The following is an 18,934-nucleotide window of genomic DNA, read 5'->3' as shown; positions in this document are numbered from 1 at the left end:
GGGACAGGAGAGCACATGCACAAGGTCGCTGTGATCCAGGCGGCGTCGATTCCGTTCGACCCGGACGCCTCCACCGAGAAGGCGGTGCGGCTCATGCAGGAGGCCGCTGCAGGAGGCGCCGCGCTCGCCGTCTTTCCCGAGGCCTTCATCGGCGGGTACCCGAAGGGCAGCACCTTCGGCGCCCCGGTGGGGATCCGTACGGAGGCCGGGCGCGAGCAGTACCAGCGGTACGCCGAAGGAGCCGTCGCGATCGACGGTCCGCAGATGGCGCGACTGTGCGAAGCCGCGCGCGACCTAGGGCTCGCGATCGTCATGGGCATCATCGAGCGGTTCGGGCGCACGCTGTACTGCACCGCCGTCATGATCGAGCCGGAGGCGGGGGTCGCGGGGTTCCACCGCAAGCTCATGCCGACCGGAGCCGAGCGCCTCATCTGGGGCTTCGGCGACGGGTCGACGCTCGACACCATGGACACCGGCGTGGGCCGCGTGGGGACGGTCATCTGCTGGGAGAACTACATGCCCCTGCTGCGGCAGGCCATGTACGCACAGGGAGTCGAGATCTACTGCGCGCCCACGGCGGACGACCGTCCGAGCTGGGCCGCCACGATGACCCACATCGCGCTCGAGGGCCGCACCCACGTGCTCTCCGCGTGCCAGTACATCACCAAGGACGCGTTCCCCGAGGACCACCCCTTCGACGAGGAGCCGCCCGGGGGCGACGTCGTGATGCGGGGAGGCAGCATGATCGTCGCCCCGACCGGCGAGACCCTGGCCGGCCCCGTCTTCGGGGAGGAGACGATCCTGTTCGCCGAGATCGATCCCGGTGCGAAGACCCGATCGCACCTCGACTTCGACACCGTGGGTCATTACGCACGGCCGGACGTCTTCGAGCTGCGCGTGCACACCCGCCCGCAGCGACCCGTCGTCTTCGACTGACTCGCGACCGAGAGAAAGGAACCGCATGTCGACCCTGTTCATCGGCCTGGGGCACATGGGAGCCCCGATGGCCGTCCTGCACGCGAGGACGTTCCCGACCGTGGTCTTCGACCTGTCCGACGAGGCGGTCGCCCGAGTCGTGGGCGACGGGGCGGCGACCGCCGTCGACGACCCGGCGGCGGCCGCGCCCGACGTCGACACGGTGATCCTGATGCTGCCGACCAGCCGCCATGTCGAGAGCATCCTGCGTGGCGAGAGCGGGCTGTTCGCGCGGCTGCCGGAGGGCGCGCTCGTGATCGACATGGGCTCGAGCGAGCCCGAGAGCACGCGTGCGCTCGCCGCGGAGGCCGCCGAGCGGGCCATCGACTACGTCGACGCTCCCGTCTCCGGCGGCGTGCCGAAGGCCGTGAGCGGGGAACTGGCCATCATGGTCGGCGGCGGCGCGGACGCGGTCGCCCGCGCCATGCCGCATCTCGAGGTGCTCGGATCGTCGATCCAGCACGTCGGCCCGGCCGGCGCCGGCGACGCGGCCAAGGCGCTCAACAACCTGGTGAGCGCCAGCAACATCGCTGTGGCGAGCGAGGCGCTGAGCATGGCGGCGCGCTTCGGCATCGATCCGGCGGTGATGACCGATGTGCTCAACGCCGCCACGGGCCGGAGCCAGGCGACCGAGCTCAAGTTCCCCCGGTACATCCTCACCGGGACCTTCGACAGCGGCTTCGCCTATGACCTGATGCTCAAGGACATGACCATCGCGATGGGGCTGAGCGAGGGCCTCGAGACCCCGGTCGTCCGTGCCGCGTTCGAGCGGCTGCGCACGGGGCGCACGAGCCTCGGCGACGTGCCCGACCACACCGAGATCGGGCGCCTCTACGGGCTCGGCGACCGACCGACCAGCGACCGACCGACCAGCGACCGACCGACCAGCGACAACGAGAAGGAGATCAGCGCATGACCGATTCCCAGGACCCCCAGGCCTACATCGACGACATGGCTGCCAAGCGCGGGTACGTGCTCGATTACCACAAGGTGATGGCCAAGCACGACTTCCCGGTGCTGCAGGCCGCCAACCACGTGGTCTCGGCCGCCTACCTCGACCAGCGGACCCTCGACCGCAAGACGAAGGAGCTCATCTTCATCGTCTCGCTCACCGTGATGCGGGCGTCGAAGGGACACATCCAGTCCCACATCCGCGTCGCCCTCGACCTGGGACTGAGCCCCACGGAGATCCTCGAGGCGATCGAGATCGCGCTGCCCGAGGCCGGGATCGTCGCCTTCCAAACGGGCTTCGAGGCGTGGCGCGAGGTGGTCGGTGCCGAGGGCATCGAGCCGTCGGTCGCCGTGCACGAAGGCGGCTCGGGCGCGTAAAGCCCGGGCAGTGCTGAGGACACGAGAGGAAAGCATGCCGCTGTCGCCGTCTCTGGACTCCTGGCAGGTGGTGATCGTCAAGCACGGCACCCGCTCGACGACCCGCTCCGACGCCTACATGAACTACGCGTTCTACGGCGAGCCGGACGGCCCCCATCGCCTCGACTACTACCTCTGGGTTCTGCGCCGTGGCGACGAGGTCGTGATCGTCGACACCGGCTACTCGCGAGAGGAAGGGGTCAGGCGCGGGCGGGAGGTGCTGATCGATCCGATCGACGCGCTGCGAGAGCTCGGCATCGACCCGGAGGCCGGCCATCCCGTGGTCGTCACGCACGCGCACTACGACCACATCGGCAACATCGAGGCGTTCCGCCGGTCGCCCGTGTTCATCGCCCGAGAAGAGTTCGAGTTCTGGACGGGCGAGATGGCACGCCGGGTCCTGTTCGCGCACTTCGGCGATCGGGGAGCGATGCGCGCACTCGAGGAAGCGCAGCGGGAGGGGCGCCTGCGCGTCTTCGACGCCGAGGTGGAGGTCGCGCCGGGCGTGCTCGTCGCCGCCGTCGGAGGGCACACGCCCGGGCAGGCGATCGTGACCGTCGAGACGACGGAGGGCACGGTGCTCCTCGCGAGCGACGCCGTGCACTTCCACGAGGAGATGGAACGCGACATGCTCTTCCAGTCCATGGCCGACCTGCCGCGCTCGTTCGAGGTGCTCGAGCGGCTGCGCGCGGCGCCGGTCGTGCACATCGTCAGCGGTCACGACTCGGGCGAGCTGGGCCGGCACACGGCGCTCGAAGGCGCGCTGGGCGGCCTGGCCGCCACGATCGGCGAGCGGCGATGAACGAGCGGATCCGTGCGGCGCTGGGGGCTCCGGAGGTGGCCGCGCTGGTCCGCGGGGCGACGATCGCATTCGAGCTCGCAGGCGACTCATGGTCGTTCCGGATGCGGGTCGAGGACGGCGCGATGGCCGTCGGGGGAGAGCCCCGGTTCGTCCTCCGTGCGGCGGATGCGGTCTGGGAGGGCCTGCTCGCCTCCGAGCCCGTCGCGGGCGAGCAGAGCATCGTGCACCTGGTGCGCACCGCTCGGGTCGTGCTGCACGGCGACCAGGACGCATACATCCGCCATCTGCACGTCGTGCGGGCGGTTCTGGACGCCGCCCGCGGCGGTCGATGCGAGCGGTTCGCCCCGTCGCGACCGCTGGACGCCCGCGGCGAGTACCGGCGCGTCTCGTCGGCGCTGGGAACCGCGGACGTCTACGTCGAGAGCGCCGGGTCAGGCCCCGTGCTGCTCGCGCTCGCCACCGCGGGCAGTGACACGACGCAGTGGCACGGCGTGATGACCGAGACCGACCTGCTCGACCGGTGGCGGCTCGTCACGGTCGACCTCCCGTGGCACGGCCGGTCCAGCCCGGCCTTCGATGTGCCTGTCGGCGGATGGACGCTCACGCCCGCGTCGTACACCGACTTCATCGTGGCTATCGCCGACGCGCTCGAGCTGACCCAGCCGATCCTGGTCGGCGCATCGATGGCGGGGGCCGCGGTCGTGCACGCCATCGCGTCGCATCCCGATCGCTTCGCGGGCGGCGTCGCGTGCCAGGCGGGGCGCGGGGTGCGCAATCGCGCCGACCCCGCGCTGCGCGCCACCGACGTGAACCCGTCGCTGTTCGTGCCGGAATGGACGTACGGGCTCATGAACCCCGCGTCGCCTGCGGAGTTCCGCAAGCGGGTGTGGTGGGGCTACTCGTCGGGCGGGTTCGGGCTCTACGGGGCTGACATCGACTCCTATCTGCAGTGGGACTTCGCCGAGGTGGCCGGCGGACTCACCCCGTCGAGTCCGCATGTCGCGGTGCTGAGCGGCAGCTACGACACGACCGTTCCGCCGGCGGCGTCCCGCGAGCTCGCCGAGGCCATCCCGAACGCGTCATTCGAGGAGATGCGCGAGCTCGGCCACTTCCCGCACGCCGAGAATCCGGCCGTGTTCGCGCGCTACCTCGAGGCAGCGCTGGCCCGGGTGGCGTCCGGCCGTCCCGGCTGAGTCGCGACCGAGACCGCCTCGAGGCGGAGAGGGAGTGGGCCCAGTGGGGCTCGAACCCACGACCCGCGGATTAAAAGTCCGATGCTCTGCCAACTGAGCTATAGGCCCGCGTCCACTTTACGTGCCCCCGCCGGGGCCGTGCGTCGCACCGGGCCCCGGCCTCGTTGCCGCGTGCGATCCTGGATCGATGACCGACGACTTCCACAAGCCCGTGCGGCGTCCGTCGGAGACCTTCGACCGGCTCTTCGCCGCCGAGGATCCCGCGGAGGTGTCGCGCACGGCGCACTCGACCGCGGCGGCCCTGCTCTCGCGCGTGCGGCATGCCGACGACCCGGGCGTCGTCGACCGCCTCATCGCCTTCACGTCGCACCACGGCATCGACGACATCGCCGAGCTGTGGTCGCGGTCGCCCGCCAAGACCCTGCCCGGCGCGCTGTGGCGGCTGTACCTCATGCAGCTGTCGATCCACGACGACCCTCGCACGGCGGCGCTGCTCTACGACCGCGGCCGGGTCGAGCTGCGCTCCTCGGACGCCCTCGTCGCCGGCGCCCCGATGCCCGCCGGGCCGGATGAGCTGGTCGCGCTGATCGACACCATCCTGCGGGGCGCGTTCCAGGGCGATTTCGCGGTCGCCCTCGACCGGGCCGCCGCGTTCTGCCGCGTGCAGGCATCCGGTGCGACGCACCTCGCCGACGACTACGAGCGCACCGAGCCGGGCCGCTCCACCGAGCTCACCACTCGCGCGCTGCGCCTGTCGACCTACGCCGGCGACCTCACCGCGGCGGCGAAGCTCTGGCGCCGCGACGCCCTGACCTGAGCCGGCGCGAGAACCGGCCGGATGGGAGGGGCGGGCGGCCCGGCGACCTGGGCATCCGGTGGAGATCGGGCACCCGGGAATGCCCGGGCCGGACCCTTGGTTACACTGGAGTAGCCGGGCCGCAGCAAACCCCGGGCTCCAACTTTCGCCGCTTTGAGCGGCCTCGCGCCGAGAGGCGTTTCTGCGGTCCGGCACTTCTGTGCCCGGCGGCCATAGGCTCGTGGCATGACCTGGCGCTTCGCCCTCATCGTCGCCCCCCTTGCCGCCGACGACCCCCGCACGGACTTCGCCGACACGCTGACCGTGATCGACCCGGATGCGCCCGCCCTGAGTGTGGGCGAGCTCAGCACACAGCGCGGCGACGGCATCTTCGAGACCATCGGCGTGGTCGACGGCCATCCGCAGGAGGTGCAGGCGCACTTGGAGCGCCTGGCGCACTCCGCCCGGCTGTGCGACCTTCCGGCGCCGCACCTGGGGCAGTGGCGCGCCGCCGTGGAGCGCGCGGCGGCGGAATGCCCCGAGGGCGAGAGCGCCATCAAGCTGATCCTGAGCAGAGGCGTGGAGCGGATGGCGACCGGCCTCGAGGGCCCCACGGCCTGGGTCACCGCATCGCCCGCGGCCGACATGACGGCGGCCCGCACCCACGGCATCCGGGTCGTGACGCTCGATCGCGGCCTCGACAGCGCAGCGGGCGCGCGGGCGCCGTGGCTGCTGCTGGGTGCGAAGACCCTGTCCTATGCAGTCAACATGGCCGCCCTGCGCGAGGCGCACCGGCGTGACGCCGACGACGCGATCTTCCTGACGAGCGACGGCTACGTGCTCGAGGCGCCCACCGCGTCGGTCATCCTGCGTCACGGCGACACGTTCGTCACGCCTGAGCCGACCGGCGGCATCCTGCACGGCACGACGCAGCTGAGCGTGTTCGACTGGCTCGAGGACAACGGGCATTCCACGGGCTACGAGCACGTGCCGGCGGCGGCGCTCGCCGATGCGGATGGCATGTGGCTGGTCTCGAGCGTGCGCCTCGCCGCCCCGGTGACGCATCTCGACGGCCGCGCGCTGCCGGTCGACCGCGAGCTCACGGCGGCGATGAACGCCTATCTGCTCAGCCCGCGCGACTGACCGGCGCCGGCAGGACGCAGGAAGCGCGGAGCGCAGTGCCGTGGCGTGGCGTGGCGTGCGGTGGCGAGCGAGCCGTGCCGGATGGCGGTCACGCGGCCTCAGAGCCGGATGATCCGCCCGCCATCGATCGCGACGACCGGGCGGCCCGGCACCAGAAGCGGGCGCGGCAGGCCGAGCGCGCGGGCGGGAACGCCGGCGGTCAGCTCGACGATCGTCGCGAGGTCCGCACCGCGCGCCAGCAGCCGTTCGACCGCGTCGGAGACCGACGATGTGCTGCCCGCGAGCGAGGGCGTTCCCGCGAGCGTCGCGACGCCCTCGCGCACGATGACCCGTGATCCCGCCAGCGTGTAGTCGCCGTCGCCGAGCCCGGCGGCGGACATCGCGTCGGAGACGAGCATCGCGCGGCCCGCGCAGTCGCGCAGAGCGAGGTCGAGCACCCGGTCGTCGAGATGGTCGCCGTCGCCGATCAGCTCCACCGTGAGCCGTCCATCCGACAGCCCGACGCCCACGGGCCCGGGGGAGCGATGGTGCAGCGGCGGCATCCCGTTGAACAGGTGGGTCACGATCGACGCGCCGAGGTCGACGGCACGCGTCACCGTGTCGGCATCGGCCTCCGTGTGACCGATCGCGACGCTCACGCCGGCGGCCACGAGCCGCGGCACGGCCTCGAGGGCGCCCGGCAGCTCGGGTGCCAGCGTGATCATCCGGATGGCACCGCGCCCCGCCTCCAGCAGCGCGTCGATCGCCGCGGGTTCGGGCGCGCGCAGCAGCTCGGGGTTGTGGGCGCCGCGCCGTCCGGCGCTCAGGAAGGGCCCCTCCAGGTGCAGGCCGGCCAATGCGCCGTCGCGGACGAGCGGCGCCAGTTCGGCGAGCCGGGTCCGCGTGGCGTCGAGCGAGCCGGTGGCGAGGGAGGCGATCAGCGAGGTCGACCCGCGGGAGGCGTGCCACGCGATCGCCTCGGCCGGATCGGCGCCCACCGTCGCGAAGTCGACGCCGCGGGCTCCGTGCACGTGGGCGTCCACGAAGCCGGGCACCAGTGCGTCGACGCGGCGATCCGGCTCGCGGGGCGGTGCACCCGCGCCTCGCTGCGCGATCCGGCCGCCGTCGACGACGGCCCAGGCCGGTCCATCCGCTCCGTCCGCGTCGATCGCGCGGTCGGCGGACACGAGAACGGCGCTCATGCGAACATCCTGCCGCAGACCGGCGCCGGGAATGGGCCGGAGAAGCGGAACGGCCCCGCCCGAGGGCGGAGCCGTTCCCGATCGGCCGCGATCAGCCGAACCGGCCCGAGACGTAGTCCTCGGTGGCCTGCACCGAGGGGGTGGTGAAGATCTTGGTCGTCTCGTCGTACTCGATGAGCTTGCCCGGCTTGCCGGTGCCCGCGATGTTGAAGAACGCGGTCTTGTCGCTCACGCGCGACGCCTGCTGCATGTTGTGCGTCACGATCACGACCGTGTAGTCGTTCTTCAGCTCGGCGATCAGCTCCTCGATCGCGAAGGTCGAGATGGGGTCGAGGGCCGAGCACGGCTCGTCCATCAGGATGACCTCGGGCGACACCGCGATCGTGCGCGCGATGCACAGACGCTGCTGCTGACCGCCGGACAGGCCGGACCCGGGCCGGTCGAGGCGGTCCTTGACCTCGTTCCACAGGTTGGCGCCGCGCAGCGACTTCTCGACGAGATCGTCGGCGTCGCTCTTCGAGATGCGCTTGTTGTTGAGGGTCACGCCCGCCAGCACGTTCTCGCGGATCGACATCGTGGGGAACGGGTTCGGCCGCTGGAACACCATGCCCACCTGGCGGCGCACGAGCACGGGGTCGACGCCCGAGCCGTACAGGTTCTGCCCGTCGAGCAGCACCTCGCCCTCCACCCGCGCGCCGGGGATGACCTCGTGCATGCGGTTGAGGGTGCGCAGGAAGGTCGACTTGCCGCAGCCGGAGGGGCCGATGAAGGCCGTGACGGTGCGGGGCTGGATGTCGATGGACACGCCCTCGACGGCGAGGAAGTCGCCGTAATAGACGTTGAGGTCGTTGACTTCGATGCTCTTGGACACCTGGGTCTCTTTCAGTCGGGAAGTCGGAAGTCGGGAAGTTCGGAAGTGCGGGGCGCTCGGGAGGGCCCGGACGTTCGGGTGGGGTGTCAGCGGCCGGTCATCTTCGGCGCGAAGACCTTGGCGATCACGCGTGCGCCGAGGTTGAGCACCATGACGATCACGATCAGGGTGAGCGCGGCCGCCCATGCGCGATCGAAGAACGCCTCGGGCGGGATGCCGGGGTACTTCGCCTGCATGTAGGCGAACACGGGGAGCGTGGCCATCTGCCCGTCGAACATGTTCACGTTCAGGTTCGGCACGATGCCCACCGTGAGCAGCAGCGGCGCGGTCTCGCCGATGACGCGCGAGATCGCGAGCATCACGCTGGTGGTGATGCCGGCGATCGCGGTGGGCAGCACGACCTTCATGATCGTGAGCCACTTCGGCACGCCGAGCGCGTACGACGCCTCGCGCAGCTCGTTCGGCACGATGCGCAGCAGCTCCTCGCTGCCTCGCACCACGACCGGGATCATCAGCACCGACAGGGCCAGCGAGCCCATGATGCCCATGCGCGTTCCGGGGCCGACGAGCAGGGCGAACACCGAGTAGATGAACAGACCGGCGACGATCGACGGGATGCCGGTCATGACGTCGACGAGGAACGTGATGGCCTTCGCCAGGCGCCCGCGACCGTACTCGACCAGGTAGATCGACGTCATGAGGCCGATGGGGACCGAGATGATCGTGGCGCCGAGCGTCACCAGCAGCGTGCCCCAGATGGCGTGCACGGCGCCGCCGCCCTCGCCCGCGATGTTGCGCATCGAGAAGCTGAAGAACTCGGGGTCGAAGCGCTGCACGCCGTTGACGATCACCGTGTAGAGCAGCGACACGAGCGGAAGCAGCGCGATGACGAACGCGCCTGCGACGAGCGCGGTCATGATGCGGTCGACGGCGTGGCGGCGGGTCTCCGCGATGGAAGAGATCACGGCGATCGCGACCAGGTACAGCAGCATGCCCACGACGAGCGCGCCGACGATGTTGAAGTCGGCGACGTCGCCCGAGGTGTTCAGGAACGCGAAGAGCACGCACGACACGAACAGCACGAAGCCGAGCAGAGCCCACGGCGCCCAGCGCGGCAGGCGACCCGTGGTGAGCGAGACCCTGGGCGTCGTGGCCCGGGCGGTGGCGGTGGTGGTGGCCGACATCAGTTCGCTCCCGAGAACTCGGCGCGGCGGGCGACGATCCAGCGCGCGATGGCGTTCACCGCGAAGGTGACGATGAAGAGGATGAGGCCCGCGGCGATCAGGGTCGACACGCCCTCGTCGTGCGCTTCGGGGAAGCGCAGGGCGATGATCGCGGGGATGGTCGTGGGGTTCTCGGGATTCAGCAGGTTGAACGTCACGACGCCCAGCGGCGAGAGCACAAGCGTCACGGCCATGGTCTCGCCCAGCGCGCGCCCGAGGGCCAGCATCGCGGCCGACACCATGCCGCTGCGCGCGAACGGCAGCACGGCCATCCGGATCATCTCCCAGCGCGTGGCGCCCAGGGCGAGAGCGGCCTCCTCGTGCAGCTTCGGGGTCTGCAGGAACACCTCGCGGCAGATCGCGGTCATGATCGGCAGGATCATCACCGCCAGCACGAGCGAGGCGGTCAGGATGGTCTTGCCTGTGCCCGAGGGCGTTCCGCCGAAGATCGGGATCCAGCCGAGGTTCTCGTTGAGCCACTTGTAGAACGGCACCAGCATGGGCGCGAAGGTCAGTGCGCCCCACAGGCCGAACACGACCGAGGGCACCGCCGCGAGCAGGTCGATCACGTACCCGAGCAGTGCGGCCAGGCGGCGGGGGGCGTAGTGCGAGATGAACAGCGCGATGCCGAGCGCGATCGGCGCCGCGATCACCAGCGCGATGGCCGACGCCCAGAGCGTGCCGAACACGAACGGCCACACCCACTGCAGGAACGGCTGCCCCTCGAGGATGTGGTTGCCCGACGTGTCGGGCTTGAACGCCGGCAGCGCCTGCACGATCAGGAAGATGGCCACGGCCGCGAGCGTGATCAGGATGATCGTGCCCGCCGCGAGCGCGGTGCCCGAGAAGATCCGGTCTCCGGGCCGAAGCACGGGCTTCGGCGCCCGGGCGGAGCCGCTGGGGGGCGCGCTCGGCTCCGTCGTGGTCGTTGTCATGCGGTCCCGCTCCTCAGGTGCTGGGGTCGTGCTGATGCTGCTGGGTGAGAGGTGACGCGACGATGCCCTCGCGCTCAGAATCCCATGAGGGAAGGCGCGAGGGCACCGTCGCTATCGCTTCGAAATGGCGTGTCCCGACGAGGTCACTCGACCGTGATCGCCTCGAGGGCGGACGCGATCTGCTCCTGCAGGCCGGCCGAGAGCGGTGCGCTGCCGGCGGCCTCGGCGGCGACCTGCTGGCCCTCCTCGCTGGTCACGTAGCCGATGTACTCCTTGACGAGCGCGGCGACCTCGGGGTCCTCGTACTCGGTGCAGGCGATCAGGTAGCTGACCAGGGCGATCGGGTACGAGCCCTCCGGCGCGGCGGCGGCGTCGACCGCGAACGCGAGGTCGTGGGCCGAACGACCCTCCTCGAGCGGCGAGGCCTCGACCAGCGCGGCGGTCGCCTCGGCCGAGTAGGCGACGTACTCGTCGCCGTTCTTGACGGCCACCTGGCCGAGACCGGTCGTGCGCGACGCGTCGGCGAAGCCGATGTAGCCGGCGCCGTTGGTGATGGCGTCGACCACGCCGGAGGTGCCGTCGCCGGCCTCACCCGACTGCAGCGGCCACTCGTCCGAGGGCTCGTGGGTCCAGGCGTCGGGGGCGACGGCGGCGAGGTACGAGGTGAAGGTCTCCTGCGTGCCCGAGGCGTCGGCGCGGTGCACCGGGACGATGGTCTGGTCGGGCAGCTCGACGCCCTCGTTCTGCGAGGCGATGGCCTCGTCGTTCCAGTTGCTGATCTCGCCCGAGAAGATCTTCGCGATCGTCTCGCCGTCGAGGTTCAGCGTGTCGACGCCCTCGAGGTTGAACGCGATGGCGACGGGCGAGATGTAGGCCGGCACCTCCACGATGTCGTCGCTCACGCAGGCGCCGAAGCCGCCCGCCTCGAGCTCCTCCGCGTTGAACGCGCGGTCGGAGCCGATGAAGTTCGAGGCGCCGGAGATGAAGTTCTCGCGGCCCGTTCCAGAGCCGGTGGCGGTGTAGAGCACGTTCGCCTCGGGGTTGGCGGTCTGGAAGGCGGCCACCCAGGCCTGCTGCGCGGCCTCCTGCGACGAGGCGCCGGTGGCCTCGATGGTGCCGCTGATCGTCGAGGCGGTGCCGCCGTCGGTGGGAGCACCGCTGCCGGCGGGCGCGCCCTCGTTGGCGGCGCAGCCCGCGAGGGCGACCGCGGCGAGCGTGCCGAGGGCGGCGATGCTGGTGAGACGGGTGATCTTCACTGTTTTTCCGTTCGATCAGGATTCAGGGGACGGCCCCGCCGGGTCGCAGGGCACTTCGTGACCGTAGAAGCTGACAGTGAAGAGACTGCGCTGAAGTGGTGAACGGAAGGTGAACTGCCCGCATCGATCCTGCAGAGATGCCGGATCACGCAGGAGATTCTCGGGGAAGCGGCGACTCACACCTTCGGGGCATGCGTCTCGATCGAGACGATGCCGGATCCGGGATTCGTAGCCGAGATGTGCACGACGCTGAAGGCACCCGTCTCCAGGGACGCCGCGTCCGTCAGGTAGGAGCCTCGGAGGGTGGCGGTCGCGAGGGCCAGTTCCGACAGGATGTCCGGCAGCACGGGTCCGTGGCTGCACAGCACCGCCGGCTTGCCGGCGCGGACGCGCCGCCCCACCACTTCGCGCACGTCGGACGTGCCGTCCTCCCAGGCGTCCTGGCTGATCAGGTCGGTCTCGTCGACGCGGCGCCCGAGCGCCTTCGCGAGCGGCGCGACGGTCTTGGCGCAGCGCACGGCGGTGCTGGACACGATGCGCCGCACGCCGAACGCGCTCAGCGGGCCCACGACGGCCTTCGCCTGCTGCTTGCCCTTGGGGTGCAGCGGTCGCAGCGCGTCGCGGCCGTCCCACTCGTCGCGGGGGAGCGCCTTGCCGTGGCGCAGCGCGATGACGGGGAACGTGTGCAGCACCCCGTCGTCGACGAGGCGCTCGAAGCTCTCGAGGATCTCGATGTCGACCGGGTAGCTGAGGCGCGCGTGCGCCTTCTTCAGGCTCACCCATTCGAGCGCGGCGATCTCGGCGTTGGGCTTGAACGTGCTGGCACGGATCGCGCTGTCGCGCGCCTCGGCGGCCCAGTAGTGCACGATCTTCTGCCGGCCGCTCGGCAGGCGGTAGTGCGACACCCCGAGCGGAGCGCCCAGCGCGACCTGGATGCCCGTCTCCTCGCAGATCTCGCGCACCGCCGTCTCGGCGAGCATCTCGCCCGGGTCGACCTTGCCCTTGGGCAGCGTGATGTCGCGGTATTTGGTGCGGTGGATCAGCAGCACGCGCAGCTTCCCGTCGGCGAGACGCCACACGACGCCTCCCGCGGCATAGACGGCGACCTCCGACGTCATCGCGTGACGCGGGCCTGACGTCGGCGGCGCACGGCGCTCATCCTGCGGTCCTGCAGATCCACGAGCGGCTTGCCGTCGTCGTCCACGCTGTGGCGCGTCCACACGCCGTCGGGGCCGAGATGCCACGAGCTGGTGCGCTCGTCCATCGCCTGTTCGAAGAGCGTGAGCAGCTCGCTGATGTGCTTGGGGGCGGTCACCCGCACGAGCGCCTCGACGCGGCGGTCGAGGTTGCGGTGCATCATGTCGGCGCTGCCGATGTACACCTCCGGCTCGCCGTCGTTCTCGAACGCGAAGATGCGCGAGTGCTCGAGGTAGCGGCCCAGGATCGATCGCACCGTGATGTTGTCGCTGACGCCCGGCAGGTCGGTGCGCAGCGAGCAGATGCCGCGCACCCACACGTCGACCTTCACGCCCGCGATGCTGGCGCGGTAGAGCGCGTCGATGATCTGCTCGTCGACCATCGAGTTGACCTTGATGCGCACGTGGGCGGGCTTGCCGGCGAGCGCATGGCGGCGCTCCCGGTCGATGAGCCGGATGAGCCCCTTGCGCAGGTGCAGCGGCGCCACCAGCAGCCGCTTGAACTTCTTCTCGATGGCGTAGCCGCTGAGCTCATTGAACAGGCGGGTCAGGTCGCGGCCGACCTGCGGGTCGGTCGTGAACAGGCCGAAGTCCTCGTAGAGGCGGCTCGTCTTGGGGTTGTAGTTGCCGGTGCCCACGTGGCTGTAGTGGCGCAGCTCGCCCTTCTCCTCGCGGATCACGAGCGCCAGCTTGCAGTGGGTCTTGAGCCCGACGAGGCCGTAGACCACGTGCACGCCGGCCTTCTCGAGCTTTCGCGCCCACACGATGTTGTTGGCCTCGTCGAAGCGCGCCTTGACCTCGACCAGCGCGAGCACCTGCTTGCCCGCCTCGGCCGCGTCGATCAGCGCCTGCACCACCGGGCTGTCGCCCGACGTGCGGTACAGCGTCTGCTTGATGGCCAGCACGTTGGGGTCCTTGGCGGCCTGCTCCAGGAAGGCCTGCACGCTGGTGGCGAACGACTCATAGGGGTGGTGCACGAGCACGTCGCCCTTGCGGATCGCGGCGAAGATGTCGGCGCGCGCGCTGCTGCTCTGCTCGGCCGCCTGGAATGCCAGCGCCGTGGTCGGCACGTGCGGCGGGTAGTGCAGGTCGGGACGCTTGATGCGCGACAGGTCGAACAGCGCCCGCAGGTCGAGCGGTCCGGGCAGGCGGTAGACCTCCTGCTCGGTGATGTCCAGCTCCTTGATGAGCAGGTCGAGCGTGACGTCGTCCATGTCGTCGGTGATCTCGAGCCGGATGGGAGGACCGAACCGCCGGCGCAGCAGCTCGGCCTCGAGCGCCTGGATGAGGTTCTCTGTCTCGTCCTCCTCGATCACCACGTCCTCATTGCGCGTGAGCCGGAACGCGTGGTGGTCGAGCACCTCCATGCCGGGGAAGAGGTCGTCGAGGTGCTGCGCGATGAGCTCCTCGAGCGGCAGGTAGCGCACGGCGGTGCTTCCCGGCACCTCCACGAAACGCGGGAGCATGGGCGGCACCTTGAGACGAGCGAACTCCTGCCGGCCCGTGCGGGCGTTGCGGATGCGGATGGCGAGGTTCAGGGACAGCCCCGAGATGTACGGGAACGGATGCGCCGGGTCGACCGCGAGCGGCATCAGCACGGGGAACACCTTGGCCTGGAAGTAGTCGTAGAGCGCCTGGCGCTCCTCGTCGCCGAGCGCGCTCCAGCCCACCACCTCGATGCCCGCCTCGGCCAGAGCGGGACGCACGTGCTCGTTCCACGCGGCCGCGTGGCGCAGCTGCAGCGCGTGCGCCTCGTCGGAGATCGCCGCCAGGACCTCGGCCGGCGCCTTGCCGACGTTGGTGGGCACCGCCAGTCCGGTCACGATGCGGCGCTTCAGGCCCGCGACGCGCACCATGAAGAACTCGTCGAGGTTGCTGGCGAAGATGGCCAGGAAGTTCGCCCGCTCGAGCACCGGCAGCGACGGGTCCTCGGCCAGCTCGAGCACGCGCTGGTTGAAGGCGAGCCAGCTCACCTCGCGGTCGAGATAGCGGTTCTCGGGCAGCTGGGCGTCCGGTGCCTCGATCGCCGCGTCGAAGTCGTCGTCCTCGGCGTCGCCGATGCCGGTGTCCACGATGGCGGAGTCGATCATGCGGACATCCTGCCACCGTGACGTGTCGCGCGCGTGAACGAGCCTCGCATCCGGCGCGGGGAGTCAGCGCCCCAGCGCGAATGCGACGGCGGCCTGTGCGTGCAGAGCGGTCGTCGGGTACACGGGGATGCTCACGTCGTCGGCGCCGATCAGCAGCTCGATCTCGGTGCAGCCGAGGATCACGCCCTCCGCGCCCTCCGCGGCGAGGCGCTCGACGATCTCGATGTACCGCTTGCGCGAGTCGTCGCTCACGACGCCGCGCACGAGCTCGTCGTAGATGACCCGGTTGATGTCCTGGCGCTCGCCGGGGGCGGGGACGAGCGTCTCGACGCCGTGGCGCGCCATGCGATCGGCGTAGAAGGGCTGCTCCATGGTGAAGATCGTTCCCAGCAGGGCCACGCGGCGCTTCCCCGCCGCGAGGATCGCCTCGGCTGTCACGTCGACGATGTGCAGCAGGGGCACGTCCACGGCACGCTCGATGTGCTCGGCCACCAGGTGCATGGTGTTCGTGCAGAGCACGAGGGCCTCGGCGCCGGCCGCCACCAGCGCGCGCGCCTCGCGCGCGAGCACCTCTCCGGCTTCGTCCCAGCGCGCGGCGCTCTGCAGGCGCTCGATCTCGGCGAAGTCGACCGAGCCCATGACGCAGGAGGCCGAGTGCAATCCGCCCAGGGCATCGCGCACGCCCGTGTTGAGCAGGCGGTAGTAGAGGGCCGAGCTCTCCCAGCTCATGCCCCCGAGCAGTCCGATCCTCTTCATCGCGACGTCGCTCAGGACGAGGAGGAGGGGGCCGGCAGCTGGTCGTCCTCGTACACGTTGAAGCGGTAGCCCACGTTGCGCACCGTGCCGATCAGCTGCTCGAGGTCGCCGAGCTTGGCGCGCAGGCGCCGCACGTGCACGTCGACGGTGCGCGTGCCCCCGAAGTAGTCGTAGCCCCACACCTCGCTGAGCAGCTGCTCGCGCGTGAACACCCGCGACGGGTGCGTCGCGAAGAAGTGCAGCAGCTGGAACTCCTTGTACGTGAGGTCGAGCGGCTTGCCGTGCACCTTCGCCGAGTACGACGACTCGTCGATCGTGATGCCGGATGTCTGGATGCGGGTGGACACCTGCTCGCTGGCCTGGCGTCCGATCGCGAGGCGCACCCGCGCGTCGACCTCGGCGGGCCCCGCGGTGACCAGGATGACGTCGTCGATTCCCCAGTCGGTCGACACCGCGGTCAGGCCGCCCTCCGTGACCACCAGCACGAGCGGCGCGTCGAGGCCCGTGGTGTTGAGGATCTTGCACAGCGACTTCGCGCCCACCAGGTCGGTGCGGGCGTCGACGAAGATGACGTCCGCGCTCGGGGCGTTCACGAGCTGCGCGGGCTCGGCGGGGATCTGTCGCACGCGGTGGCTCAGCAGCTCGAGGGCGGGCAGAACGGCGCCCCCGCCCGGGGCGGAGCTCAGGACAAGCAGCTGGGCCAAACGACGTCCTTCCGGCGCGGTGGGGAGTGCGCCTCGGGCCGAAAGTCCCCCGGACAGGACGAGACCTTCGATCCTTCTCGATGGTGCGGCGGCACGGCGGCCGCCCCATGGATGCGGTGGGGTCGCGCATCGTGGCACCCATCATAGGCCGTGCTCCGCACGCCGCAGGCCCGCTGCTCCCGCGGCGCGGCGCGGTCGTTTGCCGGATCGCCCGCTCCTCTTGGACAATGTGTCGGTGACCCTTCCCGAGCTCGCCCCGCGGCGTCGATACGGCGGCATCGTGGCGACGTGGGCGTTCGCCCTCGTGGCCGCCCTCGCGATCGCCGTGTTCGTGCCGTTCGAGTGGCGTTTCCGCTGGTTCGGCGTGGCGGGCGGTCTCTCGGTGATCTTCGGCTTCGTCGCGCATCTGATCGACGGTCGCACGAGCGGCTACATCTTCCGCGTGGGGGTCGCGGCGCTGGGTGCGCTCGCGCTCATCGGCGTGGTCGCGCTCGTGGCGGTGCTCGTCGCCGTCAGCCCGGTCTGACGCGACCGGCGGCGAGACCCTCCCGGGCCGACACGCTAGAGTGGGACGCATGGATCTCGTCGCGCTCGAACTCTTCTTCGTCGGGCTGCTGGGCCTCGCCAGCCTGGCGATCGCCTTCGTCTCCGGCGCGGTGGTCTGGAACCTGTTCCGCGGCCAGCGCTGAAAGGCGGCAGCATGATCGAGCTGCCCACCGACCTCCCCGCCGACCTGGCGCCCCTCTCGTGGCTGCTCGGCGTGTGGGAGGGGACCGGCGTGATCGACTATCACGTCGGCGACACGCACTTCGAGGGCGAGTTCACGCATCGCGTGAGCTTCAGCCATGACGGCGGCCCCTATCTGAACTACGCCGCCACGGCGTTCCTCACCTCCTCGGATGGCACGCCCGCACGGGCGCTGAACTCCGAGACCGGGTTCTGGCGCCTCGCCCGTCCGCTCGGCGGCGCCGAACCGGGCCCCGGCCTGCTGCCGCCGCTCGAGTCCGAGTACGTGCGCACGGCCGACGACGTCGAGAAGCTGCGCAACGCGGAGGGCGGCTTCGACCTGGAGGTCTCGGTCGTCCACTCCGACGGCGTGAGCGAGCTGTATCTCGGGCAGGTCAAGGGACCCCGCATCGATCTGGCCACCGACGCCGTGGTGCGCACCGCCAGCGCGCGTCACTACGCCGCGGCGACGCGCATCTACGGCCTCGTCGAGGGCCACCTGCTGTGGGCGTGGGACATCGCGGCGCTCGGCCGTGAGCTCGGCTCGCACGCGTCGGCCCGGCTCGCGAAGGTGAGCTGATGACCGGCGAGGCGACGCCCTTCTTCTTCGCCGACCGCTCCGGCGCCGTGGCCGGAGACGAGGGCATCGCGCACTTCGGCGATCCCGTGCGCGAGCAGCGTCGCCTGGCCGCGGGCCACGCGGCCGTGCCCCGCGATGATCGTGCGGTGATCGAGGTGGCGGGACCGGATCGCCTCACGTGGCTCGACTCGATCACGTCGCAGGCGCTCACGGGCCTGGCGGCGGGCCAGTCCACGGAGCTGCTGGTGCTCGATCCGCACGGCCGGGTGGAGCATGCCGCCGGGGTGCTCGACGACGGATCATCCACCTGGCTGATCGTCGACTCGGGCGACGCCGCGGGCCTGGCCAAGTGGCTCACCATGATGCGCTTCCGCTCGCAGGTCGAGGTGCGGCTGCGCGACGACCTCGCGGTGCTGGGATTCATGGAGCGGGGAGACGCCGAGAAGCGCGTCGCCCTCGAGGCATTCCGGCCCCACGGCCTGCCCGTCGTCTGGGGCGACCCATGGCGCGACGTGGCCGTGGGAGGGTGGCAGTACGCCGCATCCGACGCGCATCCCGGAGCCGGGTACGCGTGGATCGAGGCCCTGGTCGAGCGCAGCGCGCTGCCCCGGCTCGCCGACCTCGAGCTGGCGGGGCTTCTCGCGGCCGAGGCCCTGCGCATCGCGGCCTGGCGCCCGCGATGGAGCCGCGAGGTCGACGAGCGGGCGATCCCGCACGAGTACGACTGGCTGCGCACGGCCGTGCACCTGAACAAGGGGTGCTACCGCGGTCAGGAGACCGTCGCGAAGGTGCACAACCTCGGGCATCCGCCGCGCCGGCTCACGCTGCTGCACCTCGACGGGAGCGACAGCGTGCTGCCCGAGCCCGGCACGCCCGTGCTGCAGGCGGGGCCCGACGGCGAGGCGGCCGAAGCCGGACATGTGACCAGCAGCGCGCTGCACCACGACCTCGGGCCGATCGCCCTCGCGGTGCTCGCGCGCCGCGTGCCGGCCGCCGCGGCGCTCGAGATCCGTGCCGACGGCGCGCGCATCGCGGCCGCCCAGGAGATCATCGTGCCCGCCGATGCCGGCGCCACGGCGGAGGTGCCGCGCCTGACGCGCCTGTCTCGCCGCCCGCTCGCCGAGCCCCCGGCGAAGTAA

At 70.9% G+C, this 18,934-nt stretch carries 19 protein-coding genes and 1 tRNA gene; 10 read left to right on the top strand and 10 right to left on the bottom strand.

The annotated features are described in order from the left end of the window. Window positions 1–15: 15 nt before the first annotated feature. The 5 genes from ABTW64_RS03060 to ABTW64_RS03040 are packed head-to-tail and all read left to right on the top strand — an operon-like array spanning window position 16 to window position 4,338. The gene (locus ABTW64_RS03060; RefSeq protein ID WP_350619070.1) at window positions 16–936 is read left to right on the top strand and encodes a carbon-nitrogen hydrolase family protein; all 921 of its coding nucleotides are present in this window, start codon (window positions 16–18) and stop codon (window positions 934–936) included. A 25-nt stretch (window positions 937–961) separates the two neighbouring features. After that, window positions 962–1,891, top strand: a complete 930-nt coding sequence (locus ABTW64_RS03055; RefSeq protein ID WP_350619068.1) for an NAD(P)-dependent oxidoreductase — start codon at window positions 962–964, stop codon at window positions 1,889–1,891. Then, complete coding sequence (locus tag ABTW64_RS03050) at window positions 1,888–2,304, top strand: carboxymuconolactone decarboxylase family protein (protein ID WP_350619066.1); 417 nt, start codon at window positions 1,888–1,890, stop codon at window positions 2,302–2,304. Before ABTW64_RS03055 ends, ABTW64_RS03050 begins: the two co-directional genes overlap by 4 nt. A gap of 34 nt (window positions 2,305–2,338) precedes the next feature. Continuing rightward, window positions 2,339–3,145 carry an N-acyl homoserine lactonase family protein gene (locus ABTW64_RS03045; protein ID WP_350619064.1) on the top strand — a complete coding sequence of 269 codons (807 nt, stop codon included), beginning with the start codon at window positions 2,339–2,341 and terminating at the stop codon, window positions 3,143–3,145. Then, window positions 3,142–4,338, top strand: a complete 1,197-nt coding sequence (locus ABTW64_RS03040) for an alpha/beta fold hydrolase (RefSeq protein WP_350619062.1) — start codon at window positions 3,142–3,144, stop codon at window positions 4,336–4,338. The genes ABTW64_RS03045 and ABTW64_RS03040 overlap by 4 nt, the downstream gene beginning before the upstream one ends. Before the next feature lie 35 nt (window positions 4,339–4,373). On the opposite strand, the gene ABTW64_RS03035 is transcribed toward ABTW64_RS03040, so the two are convergent. After that, window positions 4,374–4,446, bottom strand: a tRNA-Lys gene (locus ABTW64_RS03035). 79 nt (window positions 4,447–4,525) lie between these two features. On the opposite strand from ABTW64_RS03035, the gene ABTW64_RS03030 reads away from it, so the two are divergent. After that, window positions 4,526–5,155, top strand: coding sequence for a DNA-directed RNA polymerase subunit beta (locus ABTW64_RS03030; RefSeq protein WP_350619060.1), 630 nt, complete (start codon window positions 4,526–4,528; stop codon window positions 5,153–5,155). Between the two features lie 225 nt (window positions 5,156–5,380). Then, the gene (locus tag ABTW64_RS03025; protein WP_350619058.1) at window positions 5,381–6,277 is read left to right on the top strand and encodes an aminodeoxychorismate lyase; all 897 of its coding nucleotides are present in this window, start codon (window positions 5,381–5,383) and stop codon (window positions 6,275–6,277) included. 98 nt (window positions 6,278–6,375) lie between these two features. Here the strand turns inward: ABTW64_RS03025 and ABTW64_RS03020 are convergent, their stop codons facing one another. The 9 genes from ABTW64_RS03020 to ABTW64_RS02980 all read right to left on the bottom strand — a co-directional run bounded on the left by ABTW64_RS03020 (window position 6,376) and on the right by ABTW64_RS02980 (window position 16,489). Beyond that, window positions 6,376–7,458: an N-acetylglucosamine-6-phosphate deacetylase gene (locus ABTW64_RS03020; RefSeq protein ID WP_350619056.1), complete on the bottom strand. Its 1,083-nt coding sequence runs from the start codon at window positions 7,456–7,458 to the stop codon at window positions 6,376–6,378. 91 nt (window positions 7,459–7,549) lie between these two features. Then, window positions 7,550–8,329, bottom strand: a complete 780-nt coding sequence (pstB, locus tag ABTW64_RS03015) for a phosphate ABC transporter ATP-binding protein PstB (RefSeq protein WP_350619054.1) — start codon at window positions 8,327–8,329, stop codon at window positions 7,550–7,552. Window positions 8,330–8,415: 86 nt separating this feature from the next. Beyond that, the gene (gene pstA / locus ABTW64_RS03010) at window positions 8,416–9,513 is read right to left on the bottom strand and encodes a phosphate ABC transporter permease PstA (protein WP_350619052.1); all 1,098 of its coding nucleotides are present in this window, start codon (window positions 9,511–9,513) and stop codon (window positions 8,416–8,418) included. Next, window positions 9,513–10,487 carry a phosphate ABC transporter permease subunit PstC gene (gene pstC, locus ABTW64_RS03005; protein WP_350619050.1) on the bottom strand — a complete coding sequence of 325 codons (975 nt, stop codon included), beginning with the start codon at window positions 10,485–10,487 and terminating at the stop codon, window positions 9,513–9,515. Before pstC ends, pstA begins: the two co-directional genes overlap by 1 nt. A 143-nt stretch (window positions 10,488–10,630) precedes the next feature. Beyond that, entirely contained in the window at window positions 10,631–11,743 is a 1,113-nt protein-coding gene (locus ABTW64_RS03000; RefSeq protein WP_350619048.1) for a phosphate ABC transporter substrate-binding protein PstS, read from the bottom strand. 176 nt (window positions 11,744–11,919) lie between these two features. Beyond that, window positions 11,920–12,861: an NUDIX hydrolase gene (locus tag ABTW64_RS02995; protein WP_350619046.1), complete on the bottom strand. Its 942-nt coding sequence runs from the start codon at window positions 12,859–12,861 to the stop codon at window positions 11,920–11,922. After that, window positions 12,858–15,029 carry an RNA degradosome polyphosphate kinase gene (locus tag ABTW64_RS02990; RefSeq protein WP_350619044.1) on the bottom strand — a complete coding sequence of 724 codons (2,172 nt, stop codon included), beginning with the start codon at window positions 15,027–15,029 and terminating at the stop codon, window positions 12,858–12,860. Before ABTW64_RS02990 ends, ABTW64_RS02995 begins: the two co-directional genes overlap by 4 nt. A gap of 63 nt (window positions 15,030–15,092) precedes the next feature. Next, window positions 15,093–15,785, bottom strand: coding sequence for an aspartate/glutamate racemase family protein (locus tag ABTW64_RS02985; RefSeq protein ID WP_350619042.1), 693 nt, complete (start codon window positions 15,783–15,785; stop codon window positions 15,093–15,095). 11 nt (window positions 15,786–15,796) lie between these two features. Continuing rightward, window positions 15,797–16,489 (bottom strand): response regulator transcription factor, encoded by a 693-nt coding sequence (locus ABTW64_RS02980; RefSeq protein WP_350619040.1) that lies wholly within the window; start codon window positions 16,487–16,489, stop codon window positions 15,797–15,799. A gap of 235 nt (window positions 16,490–16,724) precedes the next feature. Here ABTW64_RS02980 and ABTW64_RS02975 point away from each other — a divergent pair, with 235 nt between their 5' ends. From ABTW64_RS02975 to ygfZ, 3 genes are all read left to right on the top strand, one after another. Continuing rightward, window positions 16,725–17,015, top strand: coding sequence for a hypothetical protein (locus ABTW64_RS02975; RefSeq protein WP_350619038.1), 291 nt, complete (start codon window positions 16,725–16,727; stop codon window positions 17,013–17,015). Between the two features lie 174 nt (window positions 17,016–17,189). Continuing rightward, on the top strand, window positions 17,190–17,795 hold the full coding sequence (locus ABTW64_RS02970; RefSeq protein WP_350619036.1) for a nitrobindin family protein: 606 nt from the start codon (window positions 17,190–17,192) through the stop codon (window positions 17,793–17,795). After that, entirely contained in the window at window positions 17,795–18,934 is a 1,140-nt protein-coding gene (gene ygfZ, locus ABTW64_RS02965) for a CAF17-like 4Fe-4S cluster assembly/insertion protein YgfZ (protein WP_350619034.1), read from the top strand. The genes ABTW64_RS02970 and ygfZ overlap by 1 nt, the downstream gene beginning before the upstream one ends.

The sequence above is a fragment of the Microbacterium sp. NPDC096154 genome, assembly GCF_040302945.1.
GTDB lineage: Bacteria > Actinomycetota > Actinomycetes > Actinomycetales > Microbacteriaceae > Microbacterium.
Note: the sequence above shows the minus strand (reverse complement) of the source record. Positions and strands in the feature narration are given on the sequence as shown.

Excerpts from the sequence above, each read along its gene's own strand:
- ABTW64_RS02985 (WP_350619042.1), bottom strand. The coding sequence starts at position 15,785 with ATGAAGAGGATCGGACTGCTCGGGGGCATGAGCTGGGAGAGCTCGGCC.
- ABTW64_RS03040 (WP_350619062.1), top strand. The coding sequence starts at position 3,142 with ATGAACGAGCGGATCCGTGCGGCGCTGGGGGCTCCGGAGGTGGCCGCG.
- pstC (WP_350619050.1), bottom strand. The coding sequence starts at position 10,487 with ATGACAACGACCACGACGGAGCCGAGCGCGCCCCCCAGCGGCTCCGCC.
- ABTW64_RS03050 (WP_350619066.1), top strand. The coding sequence starts at position 1,888 with ATGACCGATTCCCAGGACCCCCAGGCCTACATCGACGACATGGCTGCC.
- ABTW64_RS03025 (WP_350619058.1), top strand. The coding sequence starts at position 5,381 with ATGACCTGGCGCTTCGCCCTCATCGTCGCCCCCCTTGCCGCCGACGAC.
- ABTW64_RS03055 (WP_350619068.1), top strand. The coding sequence starts at position 962 with ATGTCGACCCTGTTCATCGGCCTGGGGCACATGGGAGCCCCGATGGCC.
- ABTW64_RS03060 (WP_350619070.1), top strand. The coding sequence starts at position 16 with ATGCACAAGGTCGCTGTGATCCAGGCGGCGTCGATTCCGTTCGACCCG.
- ABTW64_RS02970 (WP_350619036.1), top strand. The coding sequence starts at position 17,190 with ATGATCGAGCTGCCCACCGACCTCCCCGCCGACCTGGCGCCCCTCTCG.
- ABTW64_RS02990 (WP_350619044.1), bottom strand. The coding sequence starts at position 15,029 with ATGATCGACTCCGCCATCGTGGACACCGGCATCGGCGACGCCGAGGAC.
- ABTW64_RS02995 (WP_350619046.1), bottom strand. The coding sequence starts at position 12,861 with ATGACGTCGGAGGTCGCCGTCTATGCCGCGGGAGGCGTCGTGTGGCGT.
- ygfZ (WP_350619034.1), top strand. The coding sequence starts at position 17,795 with ATGACCGGCGAGGCGACGCCCTTCTTCTTCGCCGACCGCTCCGGCGCC.
- pstA (WP_350619052.1), bottom strand. The coding sequence starts at position 9,513 with ATGTCGGCCACCACCACCGCCACCGCCCGGGCCACGACGCCCAGGGTC.
- ABTW64_RS03020 (WP_350619056.1), bottom strand. The coding sequence starts at position 7,458 with ATGAGCGCCGTTCTCGTGTCCGCCGACCGCGCGATCGACGCGGACGGA.
- ABTW64_RS03045 (WP_350619064.1), top strand. The coding sequence starts at position 2,339 with ATGCCGCTGTCGCCGTCTCTGGACTCCTGGCAGGTGGTGATCGTCAAG.
- ABTW64_RS03030 (WP_350619060.1), top strand. The coding sequence starts at position 4,526 with ATGACCGACGACTTCCACAAGCCCGTGCGGCGTCCGTCGGAGACCTTC.